The 24,679-nt window shown below is 76.5% G+C and carries 18 protein-coding genes and 3 pseudogenes; 12 read left to right on the top strand and 9 right to left on the bottom strand.

From position 1 onward, the window contains the following. Window positions 1–431: 431 nt before the first annotated feature. The gene (locus tag ABT238_RS18360) at window positions 432–3,158 is read right to left on the bottom strand and encodes a bifunctional acetate--CoA ligase family protein/GNAT family N-acetyltransferase (RefSeq protein ID WP_350565150.1); all 2,727 of its coding nucleotides are present in this window, start codon (window positions 3,156–3,158) and stop codon (window positions 432–434) included. A gap of 178 nt (window positions 3,159–3,336) precedes the next feature. Between ABT238_RS18360 and ABT238_RS18355 the strand changes: the two genes are divergently transcribed. Beyond that, window positions 3,337–5,736, top strand: coding sequence for a glycoside hydrolase family 65 protein (locus ABT238_RS18355; protein ID WP_350565152.1), 2,400 nt, complete (start codon window positions 3,337–3,339; stop codon window positions 5,734–5,736). 50 nt (window positions 5,737–5,786) lie between these two features. On the opposite strand, the gene ABT238_RS18350 is transcribed toward ABT238_RS18355, so the two are convergent. Further along, window positions 5,787–6,395, bottom strand: a complete 609-nt coding sequence (locus tag ABT238_RS18350; protein ID WP_350764771.1) for an Rv1733c family protein — start codon at window positions 6,393–6,395, stop codon at window positions 5,787–5,789. A 91-nt stretch (window positions 6,396–6,486) separates the two neighbouring features. Between ABT238_RS18350 and ABT238_RS18345 the strand changes: the two are divergent. The 6 genes and pseudogenes from ABT238_RS18345 to ABT238_RS18320 all read left to right on the top strand — a co-directional run. Then, window positions 6,487–7,500, top strand: a pseudogene (locus ABT238_RS18345) (nicotinate phosphoribosyltransferase); the annotation flags it as partial. A gap of 21 nt (window positions 7,501–7,521) precedes the next feature. Next, the gene (locus tag ABT238_RS18340) at window positions 7,522–8,409 is read left to right on the top strand and encodes a universal stress protein (protein WP_350764662.1); all 888 of its coding nucleotides are present in this window, start codon (window positions 7,522–7,524) and stop codon (window positions 8,407–8,409) included. A 30-nt stretch (window positions 8,410–8,439) separates the two neighbouring features. Next, complete coding sequence (locus ABT238_RS18335; RefSeq protein ID WP_350764636.1) at window positions 8,440–9,297, top strand: universal stress protein; 858 nt, start codon at window positions 8,440–8,442, stop codon at window positions 9,295–9,297. 125 nt (window positions 9,298–9,422) lie between these two features. Then, window positions 9,423–9,956, top strand: coding sequence for a flavodoxin family protein (locus tag ABT238_RS18330; protein WP_350565160.1), 534 nt, complete (start codon window positions 9,423–9,425; stop codon window positions 9,954–9,956). A 91-nt stretch (window positions 9,957–10,047) separates the two neighbouring features. After that, window positions 10,048–10,329 (top strand): dsRBD fold-containing protein, encoded by a 282-nt coding sequence (locus tag ABT238_RS18325; RefSeq protein ID WP_350565162.1) that lies wholly within the window; start codon window positions 10,048–10,050, stop codon window positions 10,327–10,329. A 13-nt stretch (window positions 10,330–10,342) separates the two neighbouring features. Next, window positions 10,343–11,365: pseudogene (locus tag ABT238_RS18320) on the top strand (cation-translocating P-type ATPase C-terminal domain-containing protein); the annotation flags it as partial. Between the two features lie 272 nt (window positions 11,366–11,637). On the opposite strand, the gene ABT238_RS18315 reads toward ABT238_RS18320, so the two are convergent. Together ABT238_RS18315 and ABT238_RS18310 are read right to left on the bottom strand one after the other, a co-directional pair. Beyond that, on the bottom strand, window positions 11,638–12,471 hold the full coding sequence (locus ABT238_RS18315; RefSeq protein WP_350565165.1) for an ABC transporter permease subunit: 834 nt from the start codon (window positions 12,469–12,471) through the stop codon (window positions 11,638–11,640). Then, window positions 12,468–13,439, bottom strand: coding sequence for an ABC transporter ATP-binding protein (locus ABT238_RS18310; protein WP_350764612.1), 972 nt, complete (start codon window positions 13,437–13,439; stop codon window positions 12,468–12,470). The genes ABT238_RS18315 and ABT238_RS18310 overlap by 4 nt, the downstream gene beginning before the upstream one ends. Window positions 13,440–13,688: 249 nt before the next feature. Here ABT238_RS18310 and ABT238_RS38805 point away from each other — a divergent pair. Beyond that, window positions 13,689–14,216, top strand: a pseudogene (locus ABT238_RS38805) (PEP/pyruvate-binding domain-containing protein); the annotation flags it as partial. A gap of 118 nt (window positions 14,217–14,334) precedes the next feature. Then, the gene (locus tag ABT238_RS38800) at window positions 14,335–15,201 is read left to right on the top strand and encodes a putative PEP-binding protein (RefSeq protein ID WP_502891446.1); all 867 of its coding nucleotides are present in this window, start codon (window positions 14,335–14,337) and stop codon (window positions 15,199–15,201) included. A 275-nt stretch (window positions 15,202–15,476) separates the two neighbouring features. Here the strand turns inward: ABT238_RS38800 and ftsH are convergent, their stop codons facing one another. From ftsH to ABT238_RS18290, 3 genes are all read right to left on the bottom strand, one after another. Beyond that, window positions 15,477–17,432, bottom strand: coding sequence for an ATP-dependent zinc metalloprotease FtsH (gene ftsH / locus ABT238_RS18300; protein ID WP_350565169.1), 1,956 nt, complete (start codon window positions 17,430–17,432; stop codon window positions 15,477–15,479). Window positions 17,433–17,520: 88 nt separating this feature from the next. Next, a complete protein-coding gene (locus ABT238_RS18295; protein WP_350764587.1) occupies window positions 17,521–17,862 on the bottom strand; it encodes a hypothetical protein in 342 nt (113 codons plus the stop codon). A gap of 277 nt (window positions 17,863–18,139) precedes the next feature. Then, a complete protein-coding gene (locus ABT238_RS18290; RefSeq protein WP_350565173.1) occupies window positions 18,140–18,904 on the bottom strand; it encodes a ribosome hibernation promotion factor in 765 nt (254 codons plus the stop codon). 245 nt (window positions 18,905–19,149) lie between these two features. Between ABT238_RS18290 and ABT238_RS18285 the strand changes: the two genes are divergently transcribed. After that, entirely contained in the window at window positions 19,150–19,557 is a 408-nt protein-coding gene (locus ABT238_RS18285) for a pyridoxamine 5'-phosphate oxidase family protein (RefSeq protein WP_350565175.1), read from the top strand. A 57-nt stretch (window positions 19,558–19,614) separates the two neighbouring features. On the opposite strand, the gene ABT238_RS18280 is transcribed toward ABT238_RS18285, so the two are convergent. Next, the gene (locus ABT238_RS18280; protein ID WP_350565177.1) at window positions 19,615–21,327 is read right to left on the bottom strand and encodes a GAF domain-containing sensor histidine kinase; all 1,713 of its coding nucleotides are present in this window, start codon (window positions 21,325–21,327) and stop codon (window positions 19,615–19,617) included. A 256-nt stretch (window positions 21,328–21,583) separates the two neighbouring features. Here ABT238_RS18280 and ABT238_RS18275 point away from each other — a divergent pair, with 256 nt between their 5' ends. Further along, on the top strand, window positions 21,584–22,471 hold the full coding sequence (locus tag ABT238_RS18275; RefSeq protein WP_350565179.1) for a universal stress protein: 888 nt from the start codon (window positions 21,584–21,586) through the stop codon (window positions 22,469–22,471). A 28-nt stretch (window positions 22,472–22,499) separates the two neighbouring features. Here ABT238_RS18275 and ABT238_RS18270 read toward each other — a convergent pair whose 3' ends face one another. Beyond that, complete coding sequence (locus tag ABT238_RS18270; protein WP_350764558.1) at window positions 22,500–23,570, bottom strand: alpha/beta hydrolase family protein; 1,071 nt, start codon at window positions 23,568–23,570, stop codon at window positions 22,500–22,502. Between the two features lie 85 nt (window positions 23,571–23,655). Between ABT238_RS18270 and ABT238_RS18265 the strand changes: the two genes are divergently transcribed. Beyond that, window positions 23,656–24,612, top strand: a complete 957-nt coding sequence (locus ABT238_RS18265; RefSeq protein WP_350565182.1) for an ArsR family transcriptional regulator — start codon at window positions 23,656–23,658, stop codon at window positions 24,610–24,612. Window positions 24,613–24,679: the final 67 nt, after the last annotated feature.

The following is a 24,679-nucleotide window of genomic DNA, read 5'->3' as shown; positions in this document are numbered from 1 at the left end:
CAGCCCGCCGAAGAAGGCCGTCCAGTACGTCGTACCGGCCAGAACCGGGGCCCTGGCACAACTCGCCAAACGGGACGTCTTCTACGAGAACATTCGAACCGTTCTCGGTGCGGCAGACCGGTGCGGATTCCGGCCCGCAAAGAACTGCCGCGCCTGGATCGCGGACATGGGCCCCGAATCGCCCAGTCCGTACTCGATGTCCGGTCGGCCGCCCCGACGTTGTCCGCACTCTCGGTTCTGGCTCCGGAGGGATTTGCGGGAACACCGGCCGGAATATGGCGCCGCGGTTTCGAGACGGTGATCGAGGGTGATCAGGGCGCGCGTCTCCGCGACGGCGACGCATCCGCCCCTCCCACCAGCCGCTTCCCGTCGTGGGGTCCCGCGTTCCGGGACCGGGGGCTCGTGTCACGGGCCGGCAAGGCCTCCCGCCCTCACCCGTCCTCCGCGGACGCCGGGCGGCGCAGGCGGCGCAGGTAGGGGTCGAAGGAGGGGCGGGGTTCCAGGCGGACCCGGGCGTCGACGCAGACGGCGCCGTCGGGGCGGGCGATGACCGGGTTGAGGTCGGCCTCGACGAGTTCGGGGAGGTCGGCGGCCAGCCGGGAGAGCCGGGCCAGTACGGACCGGACGGCGTCCAGGTCGGCCGGGGGCGTCCCGCCGTGGCCGGACAGCAGCGGTGCGGCGCGCAGGTCGTCGACCATGGTGGTGAGGTCGCGTTCGGTGAGCGGGGCCAGCCTGGTCGTGCGGTCGTCCAGGACCTCGGTCGCGGTACCGCCCAGGCCGAACACCACCAGCGGGCCGAAGACGCGGTCCTGGACCACGCCCGCGAGCAGCTCGACGCCGGGAGCGGCCATCGGCTGCACCACGGCGCCGGCCAGCCCGGCCCCGAAGGCGGCGGTGAACTCCCGGTAGGCGGCACGGACGTCGCCCTCCCCGGCGAGCCCGGTACGGACCGCGCCCGCCGCGCTCTTGTGCACCTGGCCGGGCCAGTACGCCTTGAGGGCGACCTTGCCCTCGTGCCCGAGCCGGGCCAGTGCCGCCGCGGTGACGGCGGCGGTGTGCTCGTCGCGCGCCCAGACCGAGGTGACCAGCGGCAGGCCGTAGCTCTCCAGCAGGTCGGCGGTGGTGAGCGGGTCGAGCCAGCCACCGCCGGGGTGGGCGGCGAGGTGGCCGTCGACGAGGCTGCGGGCGGTGCGCACGTCGCAGCCCGGGGCGTCGGCCTCGGGGGACGGCGGTTCGGCGAGCCGGCGGGCGCGGTCCCGGGCGTGGGCGAGCGCGCGGGCGGCGGCGACGGTGTCCGAGTAGGCCGGGATCCGGCCGCCGTCGGCGCAGGTCAGATAGCTGATCGGCACCTGCTGGTCGAGCAGCACGGCGGCGAACGGGACGCGGCGCCGGGCGGGACCGTCCAGCAGGGCGCGCAGCGGATCGCGGTCGGCGGTGGTGGCGAGCGCGGTCGGGACCAGGCAGAGCAGCACGGCATCGATGCTCCGGTCCCGTTCCAGGGCGTCCAGGCAGCGCGCGAGGTCCTGCGGCCCGACCGCCGCGGTGGTGTCCACCGGGTTGCGGGCGGAGGCGCCCGGCGGGAGCAGCGGGGCGAGCCCGGGCCCGGGCTCGGGCAGCGACAGGCCCGCCTCCGCGCAGGCGTCGGCGGCGAGGACGCCGATCCCGCCCGCGTTGGAGACCACGGCGACCGCGCCGCGCGGCGCCGGGAGCGGCTGGACGTGCAACAGGCCCGCGGTCGCGACGAGTTCGTCGATGCTGCGGGTGGCGGTGATGCCCGCCTGGCGGAACAGCGCCTCCCGGGTGACGGTGGGCGTGGCGGCGGCCGCGGTGTGGGAGGCCGCGCCCCGCCGGCCCGCCTCCGAGCGGCCCGCGTCGACGGTGAGCACCGGCATCCGCCGGGTGACCCGGCGGGCGGTGCGGGCGAAGGCGCGCGGATCGCCGAAGGACTCCAGGTGGAGCAGGGCGAGGTCGGTGCGGCCGTCCTGCTCCCACCACTGGAGCAGGTCGTTGCCGCTGACGTCGTACTTGTCGCCGAGCGAGACGAAGCCGGACACGCCGACCCCCAGCCAGGCCAGCCGCTCCAGCAGGGCGATGCCGACCCCGCCGCTCTGCACGGCCACCCCGGCGGTGCCGGGCAGCGGGAACGCCCCACCGAACTCGGCGTCCAGCCGGACGGCGGGATCGGTGTGCGCGATGCCCAGGCTGTTCGGCCCGACCAGGCGCATGCTGTGCCGGCGGCAGGTGCGCAGCAGGTTGCGGGCCTGCTCCGGGCCGAGGCCGGAGGCGAGCACCACCAGGGCGCGGACCCCGGCCCGCCCGCACTCCTCGGCGACATCCGGCACGGCGGCGGCCGGGACGGCGAGCACGGCGAGGTCCGGCACCGCGGGCAGTGCGCCGACGGACGGGTACGAGGGGACTCCGCCCACGGCTCCGGCGGACGGGTTGACCGCCCACAGCGGGCCGGTGAAGCCGCCCCGCCGGATCCGGGCGAGGACGGTCCCGCCGACCGAGCCCTCCCGCCGGGAGGCGCCGACCACCGCGACCGAGGCCGGGCGCAGCAGTGCCGTCAGGCTGGCCACGTCGGCGCGGCGGGCCCGCTCGTCGACCGCCTCGCGGTAGTGCTCGTCGGCTTCCTCCAGCGGCACCCGGACCCGCACCTCGCCCCGCTCGAAGCGGCGGTGCACCGGCAGGCCGAGCCCGGCGAAGACCTTGTGCACCGCGCGGTTGCCGGTCAGGGTGTCGGCCTCGAAGAAGCGCACGCCCCGGCCCCGCGCGGCGTGGATCAGGTGTTCCAGCAGCAGCGTGGCCACGCCCCGGTGGTGCCAGCGGTCGGCGACCACGAGGGCCAGCTCGGCGGTCCCCGGGGGTTCGTCCAGCAGTTCGCAGTCGGCCTCGCCGACGAGGGCGCCCCCGGCCCACGCGCCCAGCGCCAGCAGGCCCGGGCCGTGCGGGCCGCACAGGCGGTCGGCGGCGAGCCGCGGCGCGGTGCGGCTGGCGCCGAAGAAGCGCAGCCGACGGCTCTCCTCCGACATCCCGGTGGTGTGCAGGTCCAGGACGGCCCGCCGGTCCGCGGCGGTGACCGGGCGGATCTCGACGGTGGCTCCGTCGGTGAGCAGGGCCGTCTCGACGGTGGTGCGCGGAGCGGGGGCGGTGGACATGGGAGCCTCCTCGGCCCGTTCGCCGGGCGCTGCCGGGCGCTTCGCCGCGCTCCCGGCCGGACCCTTCCAGCGTCCCCGGACCCTCCCGTTCCGGCCAGGGCCGACCGGCCCCGGCGGGCGGGGCGGGCGGGCGGTGCGCAGACTGGGAGACGACCGCTCGGCAGGGAGGTGATCCCCCGTGGAAGCACGCCCGCCCGCGGGGCGCCCGGTGATGCCGGACCCGTGGGTCCTGCGTTACGAGGGCTTCGACCCCGCCGAGGAGGGGCTGCGGGAGGCCCTGTGCGCGGTCGGCAACGGGTACCTGGTGACCCGCGGTGCCGCGCCGGAGGCGGTCGCCGACGGCGTGCACTACCCGGGGACGTACCTGGCCGGCTGCTACCACCGCGCGGTCTCGACCGTGGCGGGCCGGTCGGTCACCAACGAGGACCTGGTCAACGCCCCGAACTGGCTGCCGCTGACCTTCCGGGCCCCGGGGGACGCGTGGTTCGCCGGTCCTCCGGCCGGGCAGACCCTGGAGCTGGACCTGCGCCGGGGCGTGCTGACCCGCACCGCCCTCGTGGTGGACGGGCGGGGGCGGCGGACCGAACTGGTGCAGCGGCGGTTCGCCAGTCAGGCCTCACCGCACCTGGTCGCGCTGAAGAGCACGTTCACGGCGGAGAACTGGTCCGGGCCGCTGGAGGTCCGCTCGGCGCTGGACGGCGTGGTCGCCAACCGGGGCGTCGCCCGCTACCGGGGGCTGGCCGACCGCCACCTCCTCCCGGCCGGGCAGGGCGTGGACGGGGACGGGCTGTGCTGGGTGGAGGTCGCGGCGCCCGACGCGCCGCTGCGGATCGCCCTGGCCGCCCGGACCAGGGCGCCGCGCGGCACCCTCGCCGTCACGCACGAGCACGGGGACGGCCGGGCGGCCGAGCTGCGGATGCTGGAGCTGCGCCGAGGCCGCCCGGTCGCGGTCGAGAAGGTGGTGGCCGTGCACACCTCCCGCGACCCGGCGATCGAGACCCCACTGGCCGCCTCCCTGATGCTCGCCGCCGGGGCCGGGAGCTTCGCCGAGCTGCTCGCCGAGCACGCGCGGCGCTGGACGGAGCTGTGGCGCCACTGCCGGATCGAGGCGGACTTCGACGGCGCCGGACCGCTGCACCTGGCCCTGTTCCACCTGTTGCAGAGCTACTCGGAGCACTCGGTGGACCTGGACGTCGGCGTCCCGGCGCGCGGTCTGCACGGCGAGGCGTACCGGGGGCACGTCTTCTGGGACGAGCTGTTCGTGCTCCGGCTGCTGGACCTTCGCCTCCCGGAGCTGGCCCGCTCGGTGCTGCGCTACCGCCACCGCCGCCTGGACGCCGCCCGGCGGGCCGCGCACGAGGCCGGCTTCCACGGCGCGATGTACCCGTGGCAGAGCGCGAGCGACGGCCGTGAGGAGTCCCAGCAGCTCCACCTCAACCCGCTGTCCGGCCGCTGGCTGCCGGACCACAGCCACCTGCAGCGGCACGTCGGCTCGGCGGTGGCCTACAACATCTGGAAGTACTACGAGGCCACCGGCGACCTGGAGTTCCTCTCCTCGGCGGGCGCCGAGACGCTGCTGGAGATCGCCCGCTTCTGGTCGTCCGCGGCGGCGTACGACCGCGACCGGGGGCGCTGGTCGATCCGGGGCGTGCTCGGGCCCGACGAGTACCACGACGCCTACCCCGGCGCCGACCGCCCCGGGCTGGACGACAACGCCTACACCAACGTCCTGGCCTCCTGGGTGCTGGCCCGGGCCGCCGACACCCTGCGGGTGCTGCCCGGGTACCGGTGCGGCGAACTGCGTGAACGGCTCGCCCTGGACGCCCTGGAGCTCGACCGCTGGCAGGAGATCGGCCGGCGGCTGCACGTCCCCTTCCACCGGGGTGTGCTGAGCCAGTTCGACGGCTACGAGCGGCTCGCCGAACTCGACTGGGCGGCCTACCGGCAGCGCTACACCGACCTGCGCCGGCTCGACCGGATCCTGGAGGCCGAGGGCGACACCGTCAACCGGTACCAGGCCTCGAAGCAGGCGGACGCGCTGATGCTCTGGTACCTGTTCTCCGCCCGCGAGGTCCGCGACCTGCTCCGGCACCTGGGCCACCCGGCCCCGCACGAGCTGTTCCGCCGCACCACGGCCTACTACCTGCGGCGCACCGTGCACGGCTCGACGCTCAGCTCGGTCGTCCACGCCTGGGTGCTCACCCGCGCCGACCGCCGGGCCTCCTGGCGGTACTTCCGCGACGCCCTGGTGGCCGATATCCGGGACAGTCAGCACGGCACGACGGCGGAGGGCGTCCACCTCGGCGCCATGGCCGGGGCCGTCGACCTGCTGCAGCGCTGCTACACCGGGCTGGAGATCGGCGAGGACGCGCTGCGGCTGGACCCGCACCTGCCGTCGGCGCTCGGCCGGCTGGAACTGGAACTGCGCTACCGGGGCCACCAGGGCATGGTGATCACGGTCGACCGGCACACGGCCACGGTGCGCCTGCGCGAGGACGGCGCCGACCCGGTCCGGGTCCGCTGCCGCGGGACCACGGCGACCCTGCGGCCCGGCGGGGTCGCGGTGTTCCGGCTCTGAACCGGCGCCCTGCCGCCGGGGTCACCTGCGGCCCGGGTCACCGGAACGGCTCAGCGGCGCTGCGTCCACAGCGGTTCCACCCGCTCCCATTCGGGCTCCCAGCTCCGTTCGGCCCGCCGGTCCAGTGCCCGGCGGTGCACGGTGCAGCCGAGGACGGCGAGCGAGGTGAGGCCGGCCGCCGTCCCGAGGCCGAGGATCCCCGCGTCCGCGAGGATCGCGGTGGTGTCGCGGGCCCCCGCAGTCGGGGCGCCGTTGTCGTCCACGTGGATCGGTACCGCCGTCCCGACCGGCGTTCCGGTGCTCACCCGGACGGTGCCGCCACCGGGGCCGGTCGGGTAGCTCCACCGGGCGGGGGCGCGCGCCCCGGAGCTTCCGGTCCTCAGGTCGTCCGGCACGGCCGGGCCGACCGTCGTCGCCACGACGGCGTGCCGATGGCGGGCCGCCTCCCGCTCGCTGCGGGTCTCCGCCCGGAACACCAGGACGGCGACCGCCGCGCTCACGGCGAGCAGCGCGGCGAGGACGACCGGCAGGGCCAGCACCAGGCGGCTTCGGGCCCGGTCGACCGGTCGGCACAGTGGATTGTGGTCCAGACCGGAGGCGCGGCGAAGCCGGGAACGGAGCGGCGTGTGCGCGACCGGACGGTGCTGCTGCGCGGCCATGACGCACCTCCTCGGGGCGGGGCCCGCGGTTCCGCCGGCCTCAAGCCCAGTCTTCCGGCGCGGCCACGGACGCCCCGGGGCCCGCCGGGCGGTGGCCTCGAAGGCAGCGCGGTGCGTCCTGGCCGCGCGGGGGCGTCCGGTGGTCGACTTCTCGTTGCGGCGCACCCACGGCGTGTCGGCCGCCGACCGGGCCGCCCGGCTGGGCGCCCTGGTCGGGTTCGCCGGGACGAGCAACGTGGCGGCGGCCCGCGCGCACGGGCTGAGGGCGGTCGGCACCATGGCGCACTCGTACGTCGAGGCCTTCGGCGACGAGGCGGCCGCGTTCCGGGCCTTCGCCCGCGCCCACCCGGGGCCGCTCACCCTCCTGGTCGACACCTACGACACCGCCGGCGGGGTCGCGACGGCCGCGCGGGTGCTGCGCGAGCTGGGGCTGCAGGAGGGCTGCGCGGTCCGGCTCGACAGCGGCGACCTGGGCGCGCTCGCGGTCACGGCCCGGCGGATCCTGGACGAGGCCGGGCTGGTCCGGGTGGCCGTCACCGCCAGCGGCGGGCTGGGCGAGTACGCGATCGAGCGGCTGGTGCGCGACCGGGCGCCGATCGACACCTTCGCGGTCGGCACCCTGGTGGGGGTGTCGGCCGACGCGCCGTACCTGGACGCGGCGTACAAACTGGTGGCCTACGACGGGCGGCCGATGATGAAGCTCTCGACCGGAAAGATCAGCGCCCCCGGCGCCAAGCAGGTCCACCGGGGCCCCGGATTCACCGACACCGTCGCGCTCGCCGACGAGCCGGCGCCGCCGGACACCGCGCCGCTGCTGCGGACGGTCATGGCGCACGGCGAGCGGACCGGCCCGCCGCCGACGCTCGCCGGGGCGCGGGCCGTGTTCGAGGCGGACCTCGCCGGACTGCCCGCGGCGGCCCGGCGGATCGTCGCGCCGCGGGCTCCCGCGGCCACGCCGTCCGACCGGCTGCGCCGGTACACCGCCGCGGTCCGCCGCGGTATCGAGGAGCGGATCCGCGGGCCGGTGCCCGCCGGCCCCTCCCGGCCGCACGACGCCCCGCGCGGCATGGGAACGCGGCCCGACGGCGCCACCGTCCGGTGGTGAGCCCGACGATGTGGAGGAACCATGACAGCCACGACCCCCGGCCACGGAAGCGCCCCGGTCGTTCTCGGGGTGGACACCGACCCCGGGCCGATGGCCACCGCCTGGGCCGCCGACGAGGCCCACCGCCGCGGACTGCCGCTGCGGCTGGTCCACGCGGTCCCCTCGGTGGTCCGCGAGTTCCGGCCGTTCGACGAGGGCCGCTACCACAAGGCGCTGCGCGAGCGCGCCGACCGGGCGCTCGGACGGGCCGCCGCGGCGGCCCGCGCCCGGCACCCGGGGCTGACGGTCACCACCGTGGTCGCCGAGGACGTGCCGGCGCCGGCGCTGTGCCGGGAGTCGGCGCACGCCTCGCTGGTCGTCCTCGGCACCCGGCGGCTGAGCCGGGTCGAGGAGGTGCTGAGCCTCGCCTCGGTGACCGTCCCGGTGAGCGCCCAGGCCCACTGCCCGGTGGTCGTGGTGCCCGGCCCGGAGCACGTCACCCAGGAACGGCCCTACGTCGTGGTCGGCGTGGACGGCAGTCCGACCTCGGCCGCCGCCGTCCGCTTCGCACACGGCCTCGCCGACCGGCGCGGCGCCGATCTGCGCGCCGTCCTGGTCCGCAGCAGCGGCCCGCTCGGCGGCCGGACCGCCCCGGACGAGGCCGAGGCGGAGCCGCGGCGGCTCCTGTCCGAGGCCACCGCGGGCCTGCGGGCGACGGACCCCGGACCGCACCTCACCCACGAGGTGCCGCACGGCCATCCCGTCGAGGAACTGGCACGGGCGTCCGAGCACGCGCTCGCCGTGGTGGTCGGACGGCGGGGCTCCGGCGGGTTCACCGGCATGCGGCTGGGCTCCGTGCCGCACGGGCTGCTCCGCCGCGCCCGCTGCCCCGTCGTCACCGTCCCGCTGCCGTCCGACGAGGCCGGCTGACCCCTGGCCGATCATTCCTGGGAGAGCACCGTGAACGGACCCGTCGTCGTCGGATTCGACGGCTCGCCCGAGAGCCTGGCCGCCACCGACTGGGCGGCGCGCGAGGCGCGGCGGCGCGAGTTGCCGCTCGAACTGCTCCAGGCCTGGCCCTGGCCGAAGACCGACGTGCTCGGCACCGACGAGGCGATCCGCTGGAGCCGGCAGCGGCTCGCGGCCCGCGAGGCGGAGCTGCGGGCCGAACTCGCCGGGACCGAGGTCGGCTCCGCGCACGTCCCCGAGGACCCCGTCGAGGCCCTCACGGCGGCCGGGCGGGACGCCACCGTGCTGGCGCTCGGCTCCCGGGGGCTGGGTACCGTGCACGGCTTCCTGGTCGGCTCGGTGAGCCAGCAGGTGCTGCGCAGGGCCGCCTGCCCGGTGGTGCTGGTGCGCGCCGGCGGGGCCGAACCTGACGGGAAGGCCGTGCGGGACGTCGTCGTCGGCGTCGGCCTGGCGCACCCGTGCGACGGACTCCTCGCCTTCGCCTTCGAGGCCGCCGCCCTGCGCTCGGCCCGGCTGCGGATCGTCCACGGCTGGCAGCCGCCGCTCGGCAGCGAGTACCTCTCCGCCACGGCGGTCGAGGGCACCGAGCGGGACCTGTCGGCGGTCGACCGGGACCTGCTGGACGCCCTGGCGGCCCCCTGGCGCGACCGATTCCCCCAGGTGGACGCGACGGCCGAGCTGGTGCACGCCGCGGCCGCCGACGCCCTGGTCGACGCCTCGGCGACGGCCGGCCTGGTCGTGGTGGGACGCCGCGTGCGGCGCCGGCCGTTCGGCCCGCACCTGGGGCCGGTGGCGCACGCCGCCGTCCACCACGTCGGCTGCCCGGTGGCCGTCGTCCCGTACGACTGACCACCGGGCCGCCGCAGCCGGGCCGTTCGGCGGCCGCTCCGGACCGAACGGCCCAACCCCCGGCACCGGTCACGGGGCCAGCCTGGAGGTGACGACCGGTGCGACACCGACGAGAGGTGACAGCCATGCACACCGTGATCGTGTACGAGAGCATGTACGGCAACACCCGCGAGATCGCCGAGGCGATCGCCGAGGGCGTCCACGAAGCCGACCCCGGCGCGGCCGTCGACTGCCTGCCGGTGGCCCGGGCCTCCGCCGAACTCGCCCGGTCCGCGGACCTGCTGGTGGTCGGCGGACCGACCCACATGCGCGGCATGTCCTCCGGCCTCAGCCGCCGGATGGCCGCCAGTGCGGAGGCGAAGAAGGAAGGCCACGAGGAAGCCGCCCGGGAGGCCCACGACACCGCCGAGGGCGAGGGCCTGCGCACCTGGTTCCGCCACCTGCCCGACACCGAGCCCGGCACCTACGCCGCCGCCTTCGACACCCGGGGCGCCGGCACCGGCAGCGGCGGCGCCGCACCGGGCATCGCCCACCGCCTCGAACACCACCACTACGACATCGTCGCCGAGCCCGAGGGCTTCGTCGTCGAGGGCGCCGACGGCCCGCTGCGCGCGGGCGAACTGGACCGCGCCCGCGCCTGGGGCGCCGGCCTCGTCTGACGGCGACCACCGGGCGCGCGACGGGCCCGCGTCCCTTCCCCGGCCCGCCCTCCGCCCGCCGCACCCCCGCGTTCGAAAGGACCGAACGGCCATGACCGCCAACGCCACCACGACGCCGATGCGCACCAAGCGCTGGGCCCTTCGGCTCGACCTGTTCGAGGAAGGCGACGTGACCAAGGTCCACGCCGTCCTCGACACCGGGGACACCACCCTGCACAGCCGCACCGAGGCGCACCGCAACCCGCAGGACCCGCCGGTGCCGGAGATCGGCGACGAGTACGCGGCCGCCCGGGCCCTGATCGACCTCGGGCAGCAGTTGCTGCACGCCGGCCGCACCGACGCCGCGGCTAACGAGCCCCGCGACGACGGCTGAGCGCCGACGCGGCGTGTCCGGCAGCACACCGGCCGCGGCGCGGCCCGGCCCCCCGGAGGACCGGGCCGCGCCCGATCCCCGGGAACCCCTCGCCCTGCTCCTGCGGGACCTCCGGACGTCGCCCGACGGCCTGACCGCGCGCGAGGCCGGTCACCGTCTGGTGGTGCACGGCCCCAACGTCCTCGCCCGGCACGAGCGGCGGCGGTGGCCCGGGGAACTGGTCCAGCAGTTCACCCATCCGCTCGCGGTGCTGCTGGCGCTGGCCGCCGTCAGCTCCTCCCCCGCCCTGGCGGTGGCGATCGCGGCGGTGATCCTGCTCAACGCCCTGCTGGCCTTCGCGCAGGAGCGCCAGGCGGAACGCGCGGTGGAGGCCCTGTCCGGGTTCCTGCCCGACCTGTCGTCGGTGGTGCGCGACGGCCGGCGCGGGCGGGTGCCGGCCCGCGACCTGGTTCCCGGTGACGTGCTGGTCGTCGAGGAGGGCGACCGGATCCCGGCGGACGCGCGCCTGCAGATCCTCGCCGTCGACCTGGGCACGGACACCCTTCCGGCTCTCGCCCTCGGCCGGGAACGCGCCGAGCCCGGGCTCATGGACCGGCCGCCGCGGCCCCGCGCGGAGCGGGTGATCCGGCCGGGCATGCTCGCCCGTGCCTGGGGGTTCCTCGGCCTGATCTCCGCCGCCCTCGTCATGGGCGGGTTCCTGCTGACCCTGGGCCGCGGCGGCTGGCACCCCGGCGACCCGACCGGTCCCGGTACGCCGTTGCACGAGGTCTACCGCCAGGCCACCACGGTCGCCTGGCTGGGCATCGTCGCCTGCCAGATCGGCACCGCCTTCGCGGCCCGCACCGACCGGGCCTCGCTGCGGTCGGTCGGTGTGCTCGGCAACCGCCGGCTGCTGGGCGGCATCGGCTTCTCGCTCGCCTTCGCCGCGGCGATCGTCTACCTGCCCGCACTGCACGGGGTGTTCGGCACGGCCGCGCTCTCCCCGGCACAGCTGCTGACCGTGGCACCGTTCCCCTTCCTGGTCTGGGGTGCGGACGAGCTGCGCCGCGCCACCGTACGCCGTCACCGCCCCGCGCCGGTGACGGCGCCGGTCCCCGTGCCGGTCCCCGCCGGGGAGCCAGGACACCACGGCCTGCCCGTCCTCCTGGCCCGCCACGGCTGGAGCGCCCGGCGCCTCGACGAAGCCCTCGGGGTCGGCGAACGGGCGGCCGCGGAGCTGGTCGCGCACGCCGGGCGGATCGCCGCCGGCCACGGGCGGCACCGGGGCGATCCGCCACCCGCGCCGTCCGCCCGGAGCGCCGGGTCGCGTCAGATCGCCAGGTCGCGGCGCTCCAGCAGGGCGAAGGCGGCCGCCAGGCCGGCCAGGCCGACGGCGCACAGGACCGCCAGCGAGGCCCACGGGACGCTGCCGTGGGCCAGGGCGTCGCCGGGCGTGTAGTAGTGGAAGGGGCTGAGGTAGCGCAGCGGCGCGGCGGGGGCCCAGGCGAGGGCCACGAAGTTGAGCGCGAAGCCGACCGCGCCGAGGGCGACCGCGGCGCCGACCACATGGGCCCGGCGGCGGCTGACGGCCGAGACGGCCAGCACGGGCCCGGTCAGGCAGAGCGTGAAGCCGCAGCCCAGCAGCCCGGCGGCGAGCACCCCGCCGACCGGGACGGCGGCCCGCAGGTCGGGTGAGAGGGCGACACCGAGCGCCACCGTGGCGGTGGCCGCGGCGTTCAGCAGGACGGACGCGGCGGCGAGCGCGGCGGTCCGCTCGGCGAGCAGCCGGCGGCGGGAGACCGGACGGGTCATCAGCAGCTCGATGGTGCCGGACTCGACGTCGGCGGCGACCGCGGCCGCGCCCAGCGCGCCGATGGCGGTCAGCTGGAGCGCGATCCAGAAGGGATGGGTGAGCCCGGCGCCGAGCAGACCGGGGTAGCTGGCGATGGAGACGTCCCCGTTGGAGCCGCTGAACGCCTTGAAGGCGTCGGGCGGGTTCGCCGTGCCGCCGAACAGGTCCGTGGGCGGCACGGTGCCGGTGATCACGACGATCAGCGCCTCGAAGACGACCATGCCGAGCACCAGCGAGAGCAGCATCCGGCGGCGCCGGTGCAGGGCCAGCCAGAGCAACGGGAGCCGTCGGCTGACGGTGGCCCGGCTCATGACCGCTGCTCCGGGGCGTGGCCGTCGCCGGAGCTGGCCCCGGACTCGGGGGAAGCCCCGTCGCCGGTCCGGTAGAGGTCGAGGAACGCCTCGTCCAGACCGGCCTCCTCGACGGTGAGGTCCCCGACCGGCAGGGCGGCGAGCAGGTCGCGCACCGCCGCCACGAGGTCGTCCGGGGGCACCAGGAGTTCCACCCGGTCGCCGTCCCAGCGCGGCGACCACTGCTCCGCCGCGCCGAGCGGCCGCGTGCCGAGCCCGTCGGCCAGCACCAGCCGGATCCGCCGGGCGCGGGCCCGGCGCAGCGCGGAGACCGACTGGACGGCCACCAGCCGCCCGCCGCGGATGATCGCCACCCGGCCGCAGGCCCGCTGCACCTCGGGCAGCACGTCGCTGGAGAGCAGCACCGTGCGGCCGGCCCCGGTCTCCTCGGCGAGGAGTTCGAAGAACACCTCCTGGACCAGCGGGTCCAGCCCCTCGGTGGGTTCGTCGAGCACGGTCAGGGCCGGCCGGTGCTGCAGGGCCTGGACGAGGCCCAGCTTCTGCTTCATGCCGCGCGAGTACGCGCCGACCGTCTTGTCCAGGTCCGCCCGGGACAGGCTCAGCCGGGCGCAGAGCTCGGCCTGCCGCGGGGCGGGGGCGCCCTGGAGGTTCGCCAGCAGGTCGAGGGTCTGGCGCCCGGTGAGTTCGGGGTAGAGCCGCAGCTCGCCCGGGAGGTAGCCGATGGAGGGCGCCACCCGGCGGTGGTCGGCCACCGGGTCCCGGCCGAGGACGCGGACCGCGCCGGCGCTCGGCTTGAGCAGGCCGACCAGGCAGCGCAGGGTCGTGGTCTTCCCCGCGCCGTTCGGCCCGAGCAGGCCGAACACCTCGCCGGCTCCGATGTCGAGGTCCAGGCCGTCGACGCCGACGCTCCGGCCGTACCGTTTGGTCAGCGATCTGAGTTCGATCACCGCCGTGCCCGCAGCGGACATGTTCCACCTCCCGTGGTGAGCGCCGTTCCATGGTTCCCGCGCGACGGCATCGCGTACCGGGCTGCCGCTCCCCCACCCTGGCGCGCCCGCGGCCGGGGCGCACGGGGCCGAACGGCCCTGCGCGGCGGGTCCCGGCGGGCCAGGGTCCCGGGCCGGCGGTCCCTGGCGTCGGGCCGTCCGGTGGCGCACCGTGGAGGGAACGGAGCCCCCGTGCGGTCCGGGGCACTCGGCGAGACACCGGGGGCAGCCATGCGCCGTGTCATCCGTTTCCGCGAACTCCGCCGGGCGGACACCGGCGTGGTGGGAGGCAAGAACGCCTCGCCCGGTGAGCTGATCACCGCGCTCGGCCCCCTCGGCGTACGGGTCCCCGACGGCTTCGCCACCACGGCCGACGCCTACCGGGAGCTGCTGGACGCCGGAGGCCTGCGCGAGGTGATCGCGCGGCAGGTCGAGCGCCTGCACCGGGGCGTGCCGCTGGCGGAGGCCGGCGCCGCGATCCGGTCCGCCGTCCTGGCCGCGCCGCTGCCCCCGGAGACGGCCGAGGAGATCACCGAGGCGTACCGGCGGCTCGCCCGGGAGGCGGGCCGCGAGGATCCCGACGTCGCCGTGCGCAGCAGCGCCACCGCCGAGGACCTGCCCGGGGCCAGTTTCGCGGGCCGGCAGGAGACCTTCCTCAACGTCCGGGGCGCCGGAGCGCTGCTGGACGCCTGCCGGCGCTGCTTCGCCTCGCTGTTCACCGACCGGGCGATCGACTACCGGGAGCGGATGGGCTTCGACCACCTCTCCGTGGCGCTGTCGGTCGGCGTCCAGCTGATGGTCCGCTCCGACCTCGCGGGCGCCGGTGCCCGATGGATCTGGAGTGGGCCAAGGACGGGATCAGCGGGGGGCGGACGGCGTGGGGCTGGCCCGGACCGAGTTCGTGGTCGCGCACCAGGTGCGGATCCACCCGATGGCCCTGGTCCATCCCGAACGGCTCTGTGCCGGGGACCGCCGGCGCGTCGACGAGCTGACGTTCGACTACCCGGACCGCACCGAGTACTTCGTGGACCGGCTCGCCCACGGCGTGGCCAGGATCGCCGCGTCCCGCTGGCCGGACCCGGTGGTGGTGCGCACCAGCGACTTCAAGACGAACGAGTACGCCCGGCTGATCGGCGGCAGCCCGTTCGAACCGGACGAGGCCAACCCGATGATCGGCTGGCGCGGCGCGAGCCGCTACTACGACCCCGGGTACCGCGAGGGCTTCGCCCTGGAGTGCCGGGCGCTGCGCCGGGCCCGCGACGAACTCGGGCTGACCAACGTCATGGTGATGATCCCGTTCTGCCGCACCCCCGGGAGGCCGACCAGGGTCCTCGCGGTGATGGCCGACAACGGGCTCACCCGGGGTGCGAACGGCCTGCGTGTCTTCGTCATGGCCGAGATCCCGGCGAACATCCTGCTCGCGGAGCGGTTCGCCGAGCGGTTCGACGGGTTCTCGATCGGCAGCAACGACCTCACCCAGCTCACCCTCGGGGTCGACCGCGACTCCGGCCTGCTCGCCCGCCTCTTCGACGAGCGCGACCCCGCCGTCACCCGCGGCATCGAGTCCCTGATCGCCGCCGCCCACGCGGCCGGCCACCACGTCGGCCTCTGCGGACAGCGTCCCAGCAACGACCCGGACTTCACCCGCTTCCTGGTCGCGGCCGGGATCGACTCGATCTCCGTCAGCCCGGACAGCTTCGCCGCGGTGAAGCGGGCCGTGGCCGCCGCCGAGCGGAGCGGGTGAGCCGGGCCCGCCCGGTCGGACCGGAACGGTGGACCGACCGGCCCTGCACGATCCGGCGCCCCGGCGCGAGCGGCACGGACGTGAGCCGCGCTCGGCCGGCCTGCTACAGCGGAGCCGGCTTCACTCCCGGCCTGCGTGCCGAAGCGGCCCTGGACGGAATCGCCCTGGCGGGCCCCGACCGCCTCCACCACGGCGCCTGACCGGCGGACGGAGCACGCGCGTGCCCGCCCGGCCGATCCGCTCACGGGTGACGACACCGCCCCGGCCCGCCGTGGTCATTCCCGCTCCCCGGGGTCCCGCGGCTTGCGGAGCGACATGGGCGGCGGCTGCTCGGCGCCGAGGATGGCGAGCACGGCCTTCCCGTCGACCGTCTCCTCCGCCATCAGCCGCCCGGCCAGTTCGTCCAGCTGCCGGCGGTGGCCGCGCAGCAGCTCGACGGCGCGCTGCTCCGCCCGCCGCAGCAGTCGTGCCACCTCCTCGTCCACCGCGTGCTGGGTCTGCTCGGAGTAGGGACGGCGCAGCCGGTCCTCGGCGCTCTCGCCGAGGTACTGGGGTGTGCCGGAGGCATAACCGACGGGGCCCAGGGCGTCGGAGAGGCCGAACTCGCGGACCATGCGGGTGGCGACCACGGTGGCGTTGGCGAGGTCGTCGGCGGCGCCGCTGGAGCCCTCGCCGAGGACGACCAGCTCCGCCGCCCGGCCGCCGAGCTGGACGGCCAGCAGGTCCTCCAGGTACCCCTGGCTGTAGAGGTGCCGTTCGGCTTCGGGCAGCTGCTGGGTCGCGCCGAGGGCCATGCCGGCCGGCAGGATGGTGACCTTGGCGACCGGGTCGGCGTGCTCGCAGAGCGCGGCCATCAGGGCGTGGCCGGACTCGTGCACGGCGACCGCTCGGCGTTCCTCCGGGAGCAGGGCGTTGGAGGACTCCCGGCGGCCGAGCAGGACCCGGTCCCGTGCGGTGTCCAGATCCTGTGCCGTGATGACGGTGCGGCCGGCGCGCACGGCGTTGATGGCGGCCTCGTTCACCAGGTTGGCGAGGTCCGCCCCGGAGAACCCGGGTGTGGCCCGGGCGGTACGGTCCAGGTCGACGTCCCCGGCCAGCGTCTTGCCCCGCGCGTGGACGGCGAGGACGGCCGCCCGCTCCGCCTGGTTCGGCAGCGGGACCGTGACCTGCCGGTCGAAGCGGCCGGGCCGCAGCAGGGCCGGATCGAGGGCGTCGGGACGGTTGGTCGCGGCGAGCACCACGATGCCGACGCTCTGGTCGAAGCCGTCCATCTCGGCGAGCAGTTGGTTGAGGGTCTGTTCCCGCTCGTCGTTCCCGCCGAGGCGCGCTCCCCCGCCGCGCCGGGCGCCGACGGCGTCGATCTCGTCGATGAAGATGATCGACGGCGCCCTCTTGCGCGCCTCCTCGAACAGGTCGCGGACCCGGGAGGCCCCGACCCCCACGAACATCTCCACGAAGGCCGACCCGGTCACCGAGAGGAACGGCACCTCGGCCTCACCGGCGACCGCACGCGCCAGCAGGGTCTTTCCCGTGCCGGGCGGGCCGACCATGATCACCCCGCGTGGGCCCTTCGCGCCGGCGGCGGCGTACCGCCCGGGGCTGCGCAGGTACTCGACGACCTCGCTCACCTCCTGCTTCACCCCCTCGTAGCCCGCGATGTCGGCGAACCGGGTGTGCGGCCGCTCGGCCTCGATGATCTTCGCCCGGGACCGCCCGATCGCGCTGAGGCCGCCGGTCATCGCCCTGGTCGCCGCCCGCCCCGACCAGAGGAACAGCCCCACCAGGACGATCAGCGGCAGGAAGACGAACAGGGTGGTCAGCACCGAGCCGCCGCCGGTCGGCTTCGCCGTGATCTCGACCTGCTGCGCCTGCAGTTGCCGGGTGAGCCCGCTGCTGTCCAGCGCGGTCGGGATCTGCGTGGTGAACTTCGTGCCGTCCTTCAGCGTGCCGCTGACGGCGCCCTTGTCGGTGATCTCGACCGTCTTGACCTGGCCCGCGCCGACCCGGCCGGTGAAGTCCGAGTAGGAGTACCGGTCGGCCGTCCCCGACGGCATCCGGGTCAGCAGGACGAGGATCAGGAGCACCGCGACGACGACCGGCAGCAGCCACCGCCGCAGGCCCGCGGGCGGCCGTCCCGGTTCCCGGCCGGCGGGCTTCGGAGGGGCGGGCGGCGGGCCCGGCTTCGCCCTCCGTGTCGGGTGCCGGACCGGGAAGCGGTTGCGTGCGGTCATCTGGTGCCTCCGCCTCCATGGTCCGCCACCGCGCGGGCCACGGGCAGGGCCGTCCGGCCCACCCCGGCCGGACACGCGGCTCGGCCGGTCACTGCCCCGCCGGGCGGTCCCGGTGGGCGGCGAGCACCGCGCGGACCTCCTCGGCGGCCCTCGGCACGGCGGCGGCGACGGCGGGGCCGAGGCCCTGGCCGATGGTGAAGTCGCCGCCCTCCACCGCGACCACCACGAGTTCCCCGGGCAGTCTGCCGAGCTCGGCGGCCAGCGCGGTGCCCTGGCCCAGGCCCAGCCCGTGCGTGCCGACCGCCGTCGCGGTGTCCAGTGGCTGCTCCGGCGGCGCCGGGTGCAGGGTGAGCCGGTGGACCCGGCCCGGATGCCCGGACGTCGGCGCGCGAGCGCCAGCGGGCGAGCTGCCCGAGGAACAGCTGCCCACCCGGAGCGCGGTACCCGCTGAGCACCGTGACGGTGCCGTACGCGTCGCGGCGGGCGAGGACCTCCTCGATCACCGGCCGCAGGGGGGCGAGTCCGATGCCGCCCGAGACCACCAGGACGTCGCTGCCGGGCGGCGGGGTCCACCAGGCGGTGCCGTACGGCCCCCGCTGCCCCGATCCCGACGCCGCCCTGCCGTGGCCCCGTACGGCCGGGCAGGACATGCTGTGGCACGGTACCCCCACGCCTCCGTGACCGGCCCGCCATGGCCGGGGACCCGCTCAGTCCTGGGCGGGGGTGATCAGGCCGTAGTGGCCGTCGTAGCGGTGGTAGAGGACGTTGCCGCGCCCGGTGGCCGCGTCGGTGAAGAAGACGAACGGCAGGCCCGAGAGGTCCAGGCGCTCCACCGCCCCGCCCACCGTCAGTTCCGGTACGTCGGCGGTGCTCACGGTCAGGCCGGGGACGGGCTCGGCGGGGGCGCCGGCCGAGGCGACCCGGTGGGCGCCGGTGCGGTCGTCGCGGTAGACCACGCTGTCGGCGGCGCTGCGGGCGTCGGTGAACAGGTGGAAGGCGTAGTCCATCGCCTCCAGGTCGAGCACGGCCGCCCAGGCGCTCTGCCGGGCCAGGCCGTAGGTCTTGTGCCGCACGATCTCCCGCTCCGCGGCCGCCCGTTCGACGTGCTGCGGGCTGTGCTCCTCGCCGTGCCGCTCGACCCAGGCGCTCGTGTGGTGACGCCGGCCCACCTTGGCGCACTTGGCGGACAGGCGGTCCTGGAGCCGGTCGACGGCCTCCTGCATGGTGGCGGCCGCGACTTGGGCGCGGACCGGGCGGCCGTTCAGGTCCACGACGGCCTGGGCGACGGAGGGGCGGACCACCGAGTGGTGCGGCTCCTGGGTGAGCTTCACCCGCACCGCGAGGACGGGTTCGTGGATCCGGCGGAGCACCGCCTCCAGCTTGGCGCGGGCGTAGTCGGGCGCGGCCAGGGAGACCTCACCACGGGTCGTCACACTGATCTCGACGGCCGGGAGGCTCTGCAGCGGGTTCATCTGAACGTCCTTTCCTGAAGGCGCCGGGAGCCGAACACGCCGACCTGGTCGCCGTGTTCGTGGCACCGATCCTCCGGGGGCCGGGACACCGGGGGCAGGGCCGGAGGACCCCCTCGCGGGCGCCACCGGTCCCGGTGCGGACGTCCCGAGGGTCCCTGGCGGTTGCCGAGGGGGGCGTCCGGCCGGGCGGTGGGGGACCGAACGACCCTTCTCCCATGCGCCCGGGGAAGCCGACCATCGAGCCCATGGAATCCGACCGCATCCCCACCGCGCACGCCCCGTTGGACGAGCGGCACTGCCGGCGCCTGCTGGCAGGGTCCTCGGTCGGCCGGGTGGTCTACACGGTCGGCGCGCTGCCGGCCGTCCTGCCGGTCCGCTACCGGCTCGGGCGGGACGGCAGCGTGCTGCTCAGCGCCGCCGCCCGCTCCGAGCTGGCGCGGGCGGTGTCCGGCGCGCTGGTGGCGTTCGAGGCGGGCGAGGTCGACGAGGCCGACGGGGCCGGCTGGAGCGTGACCGTGCTCGGCCGGGCCGACGTCTCCCCGGACGGCCCGCCCCCGGACGCCCGCCCGGCGGACGCCCGCCCGGGCCGGGTATCGATCCGGATCCGGCCCGAACTCGTCACCGGCCGGCTGCTGCCGGACACCCCGCGCTGACGTCCGACCGTCCCGCCGGACGGCCCGGCCCGCGCGACGGCCCGCCCCGCGGACGGCTCAGACCGGCAGCGGCGCCGACCAGACCAGCCGGGTGCCGCCCTCCGCCGGGCGCTCCAGCGCGAACGCCCCGCCGAGCGAGCCGGCCCGCTCCGCCAGGTTGCGCAGACCGCTGCGCCGCCCCTGCTCGGGCACCCCGACGCCGTCGTCCGCGACGGTCAGCACCACCTGCCCGCCCGCGGCCCGCAGCGCGACCTCGACCCGGCTCGCCGCGGCGTGGCGGGCGGCATTGCTCAGCGCCTCGCCGAGCACGGCCAGCACGTGCCCGGCCACCTCGGCCGGTACGTCGGTGTCCAGCAGCCCCTCCATGCTCAGCCGGGGCGCGAAGCCGAGCACCGCCTGGGCCTGTTCCACGACCTTGACCGCCCGGGCCCGCAGCCCGTGGCCGACGGCCTCCTCGCGGGCCCGCAGGCCGAAGATCGTCGACCTGATGATCTTGATGGTCTCGTCGAGGTCCCCCACCGCGCGCAGCACCCGGTCCGAGGCGCCCGGATGGTCGATCAGCCGGGCGGCGCTCTGCAGGGTCATCCCGGTGGCGAACAGCCGCTGAATGGCCAGGTCGTGCAGGTCCCGGGCGATCCGGTCGCGGTCCTCCAGCATCGCCAACTGGTCGGCGTCACGCCGCCGTTCGGCCACCTCCAGGGCCAGGGCGGCCTGGTCGGCGAAGCCCAGCAGCGGGCCGGTCTCCCGGTCGGTGAACTCCGCCGCACCGGCCGTCCTGGCCAGCATCAGCACGCCGTCGATCCGGCCGGTGTCCCGTCCGAGCGGCACCGCGACCGCCGGACCGAGCCCGGCGAAACGCCCCGTCCCCGCCGCCCGCCGGGGGTCGCCCGCGAGGTCCGCCGTGATGACCGGCACCCCCGAGGCGCAGGCCTCGCCGGCCAGCGACCCCTCCAGCGGGACCGCCAGGCCCTCCCGGCCCGGGGCGTCCCCGCCCGAGGCGAGCTCGACGCGCACCGTGCCGGTCCCGTCCACCGGGACGCAGACGTCGGCCAGATCCGCGCCGGTGATCTCCCGCGAGCGCTGCGCGATCAGCGCCAGCACCTCCGAGCGGGAGCCGCCGGACAGCAGGGCGCGGGTGATCTCCGCGCTGGCGCTCAGCCAGCGCTGCTGGCGCTGCGCCTCCTCGAACAGCCGGGCGTTGTCGATCGCCACCCCGGCGGCCACCGCCAGCGTGGAGATCACCGCCTCGTCGTCGGCGTCGAACTCCTCGCCGTTGCGCTTGTCGGTCAGGTAGAGGTTCCCGAAGACCTCCTCGCGCACCCGCACCGGGACGCCCAGGAAGCGCCGCATCACCGGGTGGTGGGCGGGGCAGCCCACCGAGGAGGGGTGCTGCGAGAGGTCCTCCAGCCGCAGCGCCGCCGGGTTGCGGATCAGTTCGCCGAGCAGGCCCCGCCCGGTCGGGTACGGCCCGATCCGCGCGATCTCCTCCTCCGACAGACCGACCGTCAGGAACTGGGAGAGCGTCTCGCCGTCGGCTCCGATCACCCCGAGCGCCGCGTACCGGGCGTCGACCAGGACGGCGGCGGCCTCGACGATCCGGCGCAGCACCTGGGTGAGGTCCAGCTCGCGGCCGACCGACAGCACCGCCTCCAGCAGACTGTGCACCCGGTCCCGGGTGCCGCGGGCCGCGTCGATGCGGGCCTGCAACTCCTCCAGCAACTCGTCCAGCCGAAGCTGCGGGATCCTCGACCGCACCGTCTCGCTGCTCACAGAGCTCTCCTCGTGTCCGCCGCCCGCGCGATTGTGACAGATCGCGGTGAATGCGCAAGGGCGGCCTCACAGCTCCGGCCATCACCCGGCACGCGCGGCGGCACGGCCCGGAAGGCGCTCTGCGCCCGGGACCTTCGGCAGGCGGATGGGGCTGCTCGGACCCTGGGGCCGGCCCCCGTCCCGGCGGGAGGCTGAGGCCTGACGGGATCGCGCGCACCGGTGACGCGGACCGCCGGGGACCGGGGAGGTCGCGGACATGACGCACAACGTGACGGTGGGCATCGACGGTTCGGTGCAGAGCGCGGCGGCGGCCGAGTGGGCCGCCCGCGAGGCACACCGGCGCGGGCTCGCGCTGCGGATGATCCACGTGGCGGGCACCGAGGCCGACGCCCTGGAGCGCGACCTGGGCGGTGGGCGGGCGCTGCCCGGGCGGGTGGCCGAGATCTGCGACGGGATCGCCGCCGGGTGGCCCGAACTGGACGTCACCTGCGAGGTCCAGCCCGGGCACCCGGCGTACACCCTGGCCGCGGCGAGCGGTCGGGCCGAGCTGCTGGTGCTGGGATCGCGCGGCCTCGGCGGATTCACCGGCCTGCTGGTCGGCTCCGTCGGGCTGCGGACCGCCGCCCGGTCGCTCTCCCCCGTCGTGCTGGTGCGGGCCGAGACCGAAGCCGAGACCGAAGCGGAAGCCGCAGCCGACCGGATCGACGCGCCGGGCGACGTCGTGGTCGGTGTGGAGGGCGACCGGCCGTGCGACGCCGTCCTGGAGTTCGCCTTCCAGCAGGCGGCCGACCGCGGCGCCCGGCTGCGGGCGGTGGAGAGCCGGACCACCTCCCACGACGTCTACACCACGCAGGCCCCGGTCGAGCAGGCCGAGATCAGGGAGTCGCTGGCCGCCGCCGAGCAGGTGCGGCTGCGGGACGCGCTGGCCCGCTGGCGGGAGAAGTTCCCGCAGGTCCGGGTCGAGGCCGAGGTGTGCCCCTGGAGCGCGGGCCGGGTGCTGGTGGAGGCCTCCCGCAGCGCCTCGCTGGTGGTGCTCGGCCGACGCACCGCCCGGCACCCGCTGACGGGGCCCCACCTCGGGCCGGTGGTCCAGTCGGTGCTCCACCACGCGCACGCCCCGGTCGCCGTCGTGCCGCACCACTGAAACCACCGGCCGCCTCCTCGCCGTCCGGCTACGACAGGTGGCGGACGAAGAAGGCCCCCACCCGGCGCCGGACCTCGGCGAGGGTCACCGCCGGGTCGCCGGCGCCGACGAGCGCGGCCCGCGTCGTCGCCGTCACCAGGCCGGCGGCCTGAAGGCGCGCGACGAGCGGGCCGTAGTCGGTGAACGCCCAGTGGTTCGCGTCGGCGAGCAGCACGCGGCGGCCGGGAAGGCCCGCCCAGGAGGACTCGACACGGGCCGCGCCCTCGAATCCGTCGGTGCGCAGCAGCAGCAGCGGCCGGCCGGCTTCGGCCGGTGCCGGGTACAGGTCGAGATAGCCCTCCAGGTTCGCCACCGCACCGACCCGGTGGTCGCCGCGGGCCGCGTACACCGCCGCCGTGCCGCCCGCGGAGTGCCCGTACAGACCGATCCGGCCGGGGTCCACGACCGGTGCGAGCGGCAGGTCGCCGAGCCCGTCCAGGACCAGCCGGAGGTCCGCGATCCGGGTGTCCACCATCGTGCGGAAGGTCGCCGGGTCCGGCGGCCCGATCAGGACGGTCGTCCGCAGCCCGGTCGGCAGTTCCACCTGGGAGGCGTCACCGGGGTGGTCGACGAGGACGACCACCCGGCCGTGGCTCGCCAGGTCCTCGGCGAGGGTCGTGCCGAGCGTGCGGGAGTCACCGCCGCCCGGTGAGTACACCAGCACCGGCCGCCGCCCGGGCAGCGGCGGCGCGCCCACGTATCCGTGGGTGAGGACCGCGCCCCAGTCCACCGCTCCGGGCTCCGGCAGCCCGGGGTGGCGGCCCGGGGCGTACTCGGCGAACACCGCGGCCTCGGCCGGGGTGAGCTGCGGGGCCCGGGAGAAGCCGCGTACCGACCGGGCCGGGTACAGGACGGTCAGCATCAGCTCCCGGACGCCGCCCACCCACGGGTCGGTCCGGGCCGGGTCCGTCAGATGGACCGTCCGCAGGCCCACGGGGTAGGGGCCGGTGGGCGCGGGCAGCCGGAGGACCGGGCCGGCGGCGGCGGACGCAGCCGTGGGCAGCAGGGCGGCGGCGGTTCCGAGTAGGGTGCCCTTCAGAAGAGCGCGTCGAGAAGTCATACGAACATCCTTGGGGCGGGGGCCGTCACGATGCGAAGGTTCAGGCTCTGACCGAAAGGCCGGCCCGGGACGAGGAGCTGCGAGGGTGCTGCGGATCCACTTCACCGCGCGGGACTTCGCCCGGATCCGCTTCGCCCCCCGCCCGGCGCCGCTCCAGGAGCTGCACGCCGCCCTGACGACGGCCGTGACCCGGCGCGGCGGGCCGCTGTTCGCGCCGTGGCGCGGCCGTGTCCTGCGCTCCCTCCCCGCCGCGGCCGACCCGCTCGCCGACCTGGTCCCGGCCGGCCGCCCGCCCTCCTTCCTCGACGTCCTCGGCGACACCATGGCCGAGGGCTTCGAACAGATCCGCGCCGCCCGCCCCGCTCTCGTCCGCTCCGAGCTGGAGCGGGTCCACGGGGCGGTGCCCGCCCCGCACTGGATCCGCGGTCTGCACGCGGGCGACGGGACGGCCTGGCGCACCCTGCGCCGCGCCCAGCGGGCCGCGTACGAGGCGGTCCTCGCCCCGGTCTGGTCCGCCGTCCAGGACCTGCACCGCGAGGAGTTCACCCGCTACGCCCTGACCGTCGCCGAGCACGGCACGGCCGCCGCACTGACCGGCCTGACCCCCGGCAGCCGGCTCCACGAGGACGTGTGGGAATGGCCCGGCGCGGCGCCGGACCGCGAGGTCCGCCTCGACGGGCGCGGCCTGGTCCTGCTGCCCACCTTCCACCACCCGGCGGGCCCGCTCCTCCAGGACGTCCCGGGCCGTCCCGCGGTCCTGACGTACCCGGCCGGTCCCGGGCTCCCGCCTGCCGCGGGGCACCCGGTCGTCCCCGCCGAGTCCCTGGCCGCCGTCCTGGGCCGCACCCGGCTGGACACCCTGCGCCTGCTCGCCGAACCCCACACCACGACCTCCCTGGCCCGCGCCCTGCGCGTCAGCAACGCGACGGCCTCCTCCCACGCGGCGGCGCTGCGGGCAGCGGGCATGGCGACGACGACCCGCACGGGCCGCTCGGTCACCCACCGGCGCACCGCCCTCGGCGCGCTGGTCGCGGGCGCCTGAGCGCCGCGGCCCGCCGCTCGGCCCCCTCCTGGCACCGGGACCAACCACCCGCCGCGGCAGGGACCTT

Source organism: Kitasatospora sp. NPDC001527 (assembly GCF_040298605.1).
GTDB lineage: Bacteria > Actinomycetota > Actinomycetes > Streptomycetales > Streptomycetaceae > Kitasatospora.
The sequence above is the reverse complement of the archived record's forward strand: the minus strand, read 5'-3'. Positions and strand labels throughout refer to the sequence as shown.

Excerpts from the sequence above, each read along its gene's own strand:
- ABT238_RS18360 (WP_350565150.1), bottom strand. The coding sequence starts at position 3,158 with ATGTCCACCGCCCCCGCTCCGCGCACCACCGTCGAGACGGCCCTGCTC.
- ABT238_RS18270 (WP_350764558.1), bottom strand. The coding sequence starts at position 23,570 with ATGACTTCTCGACGCGCTCTTCTGAAGGGCACCCTACTCGGAACCGCC.
- ABT238_RS18290 (WP_350565173.1), bottom strand. The coding sequence starts at position 18,904 with ATGAACCCGCTGCAGAGCCTCCCGGCCGTCGAGATCAGTGTGACGACC.
- ABT238_RS18340 (WP_350764662.1), top strand. The coding sequence starts at position 7,522 with ATGACAGCCACGACCCCCGGCCACGGAAGCGCCCCGGTCGTTCTCGGG.
- ftsH (WP_350565169.1), bottom strand. The coding sequence starts at position 17,432 with ATGACCGCACGCAACCGCTTCCCGGTCCGGCACCCGACACGGAGGGCG.
- ABT238_RS18325 (WP_350565162.1), top strand. The coding sequence starts at position 10,048 with ATGACCGCCAACGCCACCACGACGCCGATGCGCACCAAGCGCTGGGCC.
- ABT238_RS18285 (WP_350565175.1), top strand. The coding sequence starts at position 19,150 with ATGGAATCCGACCGCATCCCCACCGCGCACGCCCCGTTGGACGAGCGG.
- ABT238_RS18275 (WP_350565179.1), top strand. The coding sequence starts at position 21,584 with ATGACGCACAACGTGACGGTGGGCATCGACGGTTCGGTGCAGAGCGCG.
- ABT238_RS18330 (WP_350565160.1), top strand. The coding sequence starts at position 9,423 with ATGCACACCGTGATCGTGTACGAGAGCATGTACGGCAACACCCGCGAG.
- ABT238_RS18350 (WP_350764771.1), bottom strand. The coding sequence starts at position 6,395 with ATGGCCGCGCAGCAGCACCGTCCGGTCGCGCACACGCCGCTCCGTTCC.
- ABT238_RS18315 (WP_350565165.1), bottom strand. The coding sequence starts at position 12,471 with ATGAGCCGGGCCACCGTCAGCCGACGGCTCCCGTTGCTCTGGCTGGCC.
- ABT238_RS18310 (WP_350764612.1), bottom strand. The coding sequence starts at position 13,439 with ATGTCCGCTGCGGGCACGGCGGTGATCGAACTCAGATCGCTGACCAAA.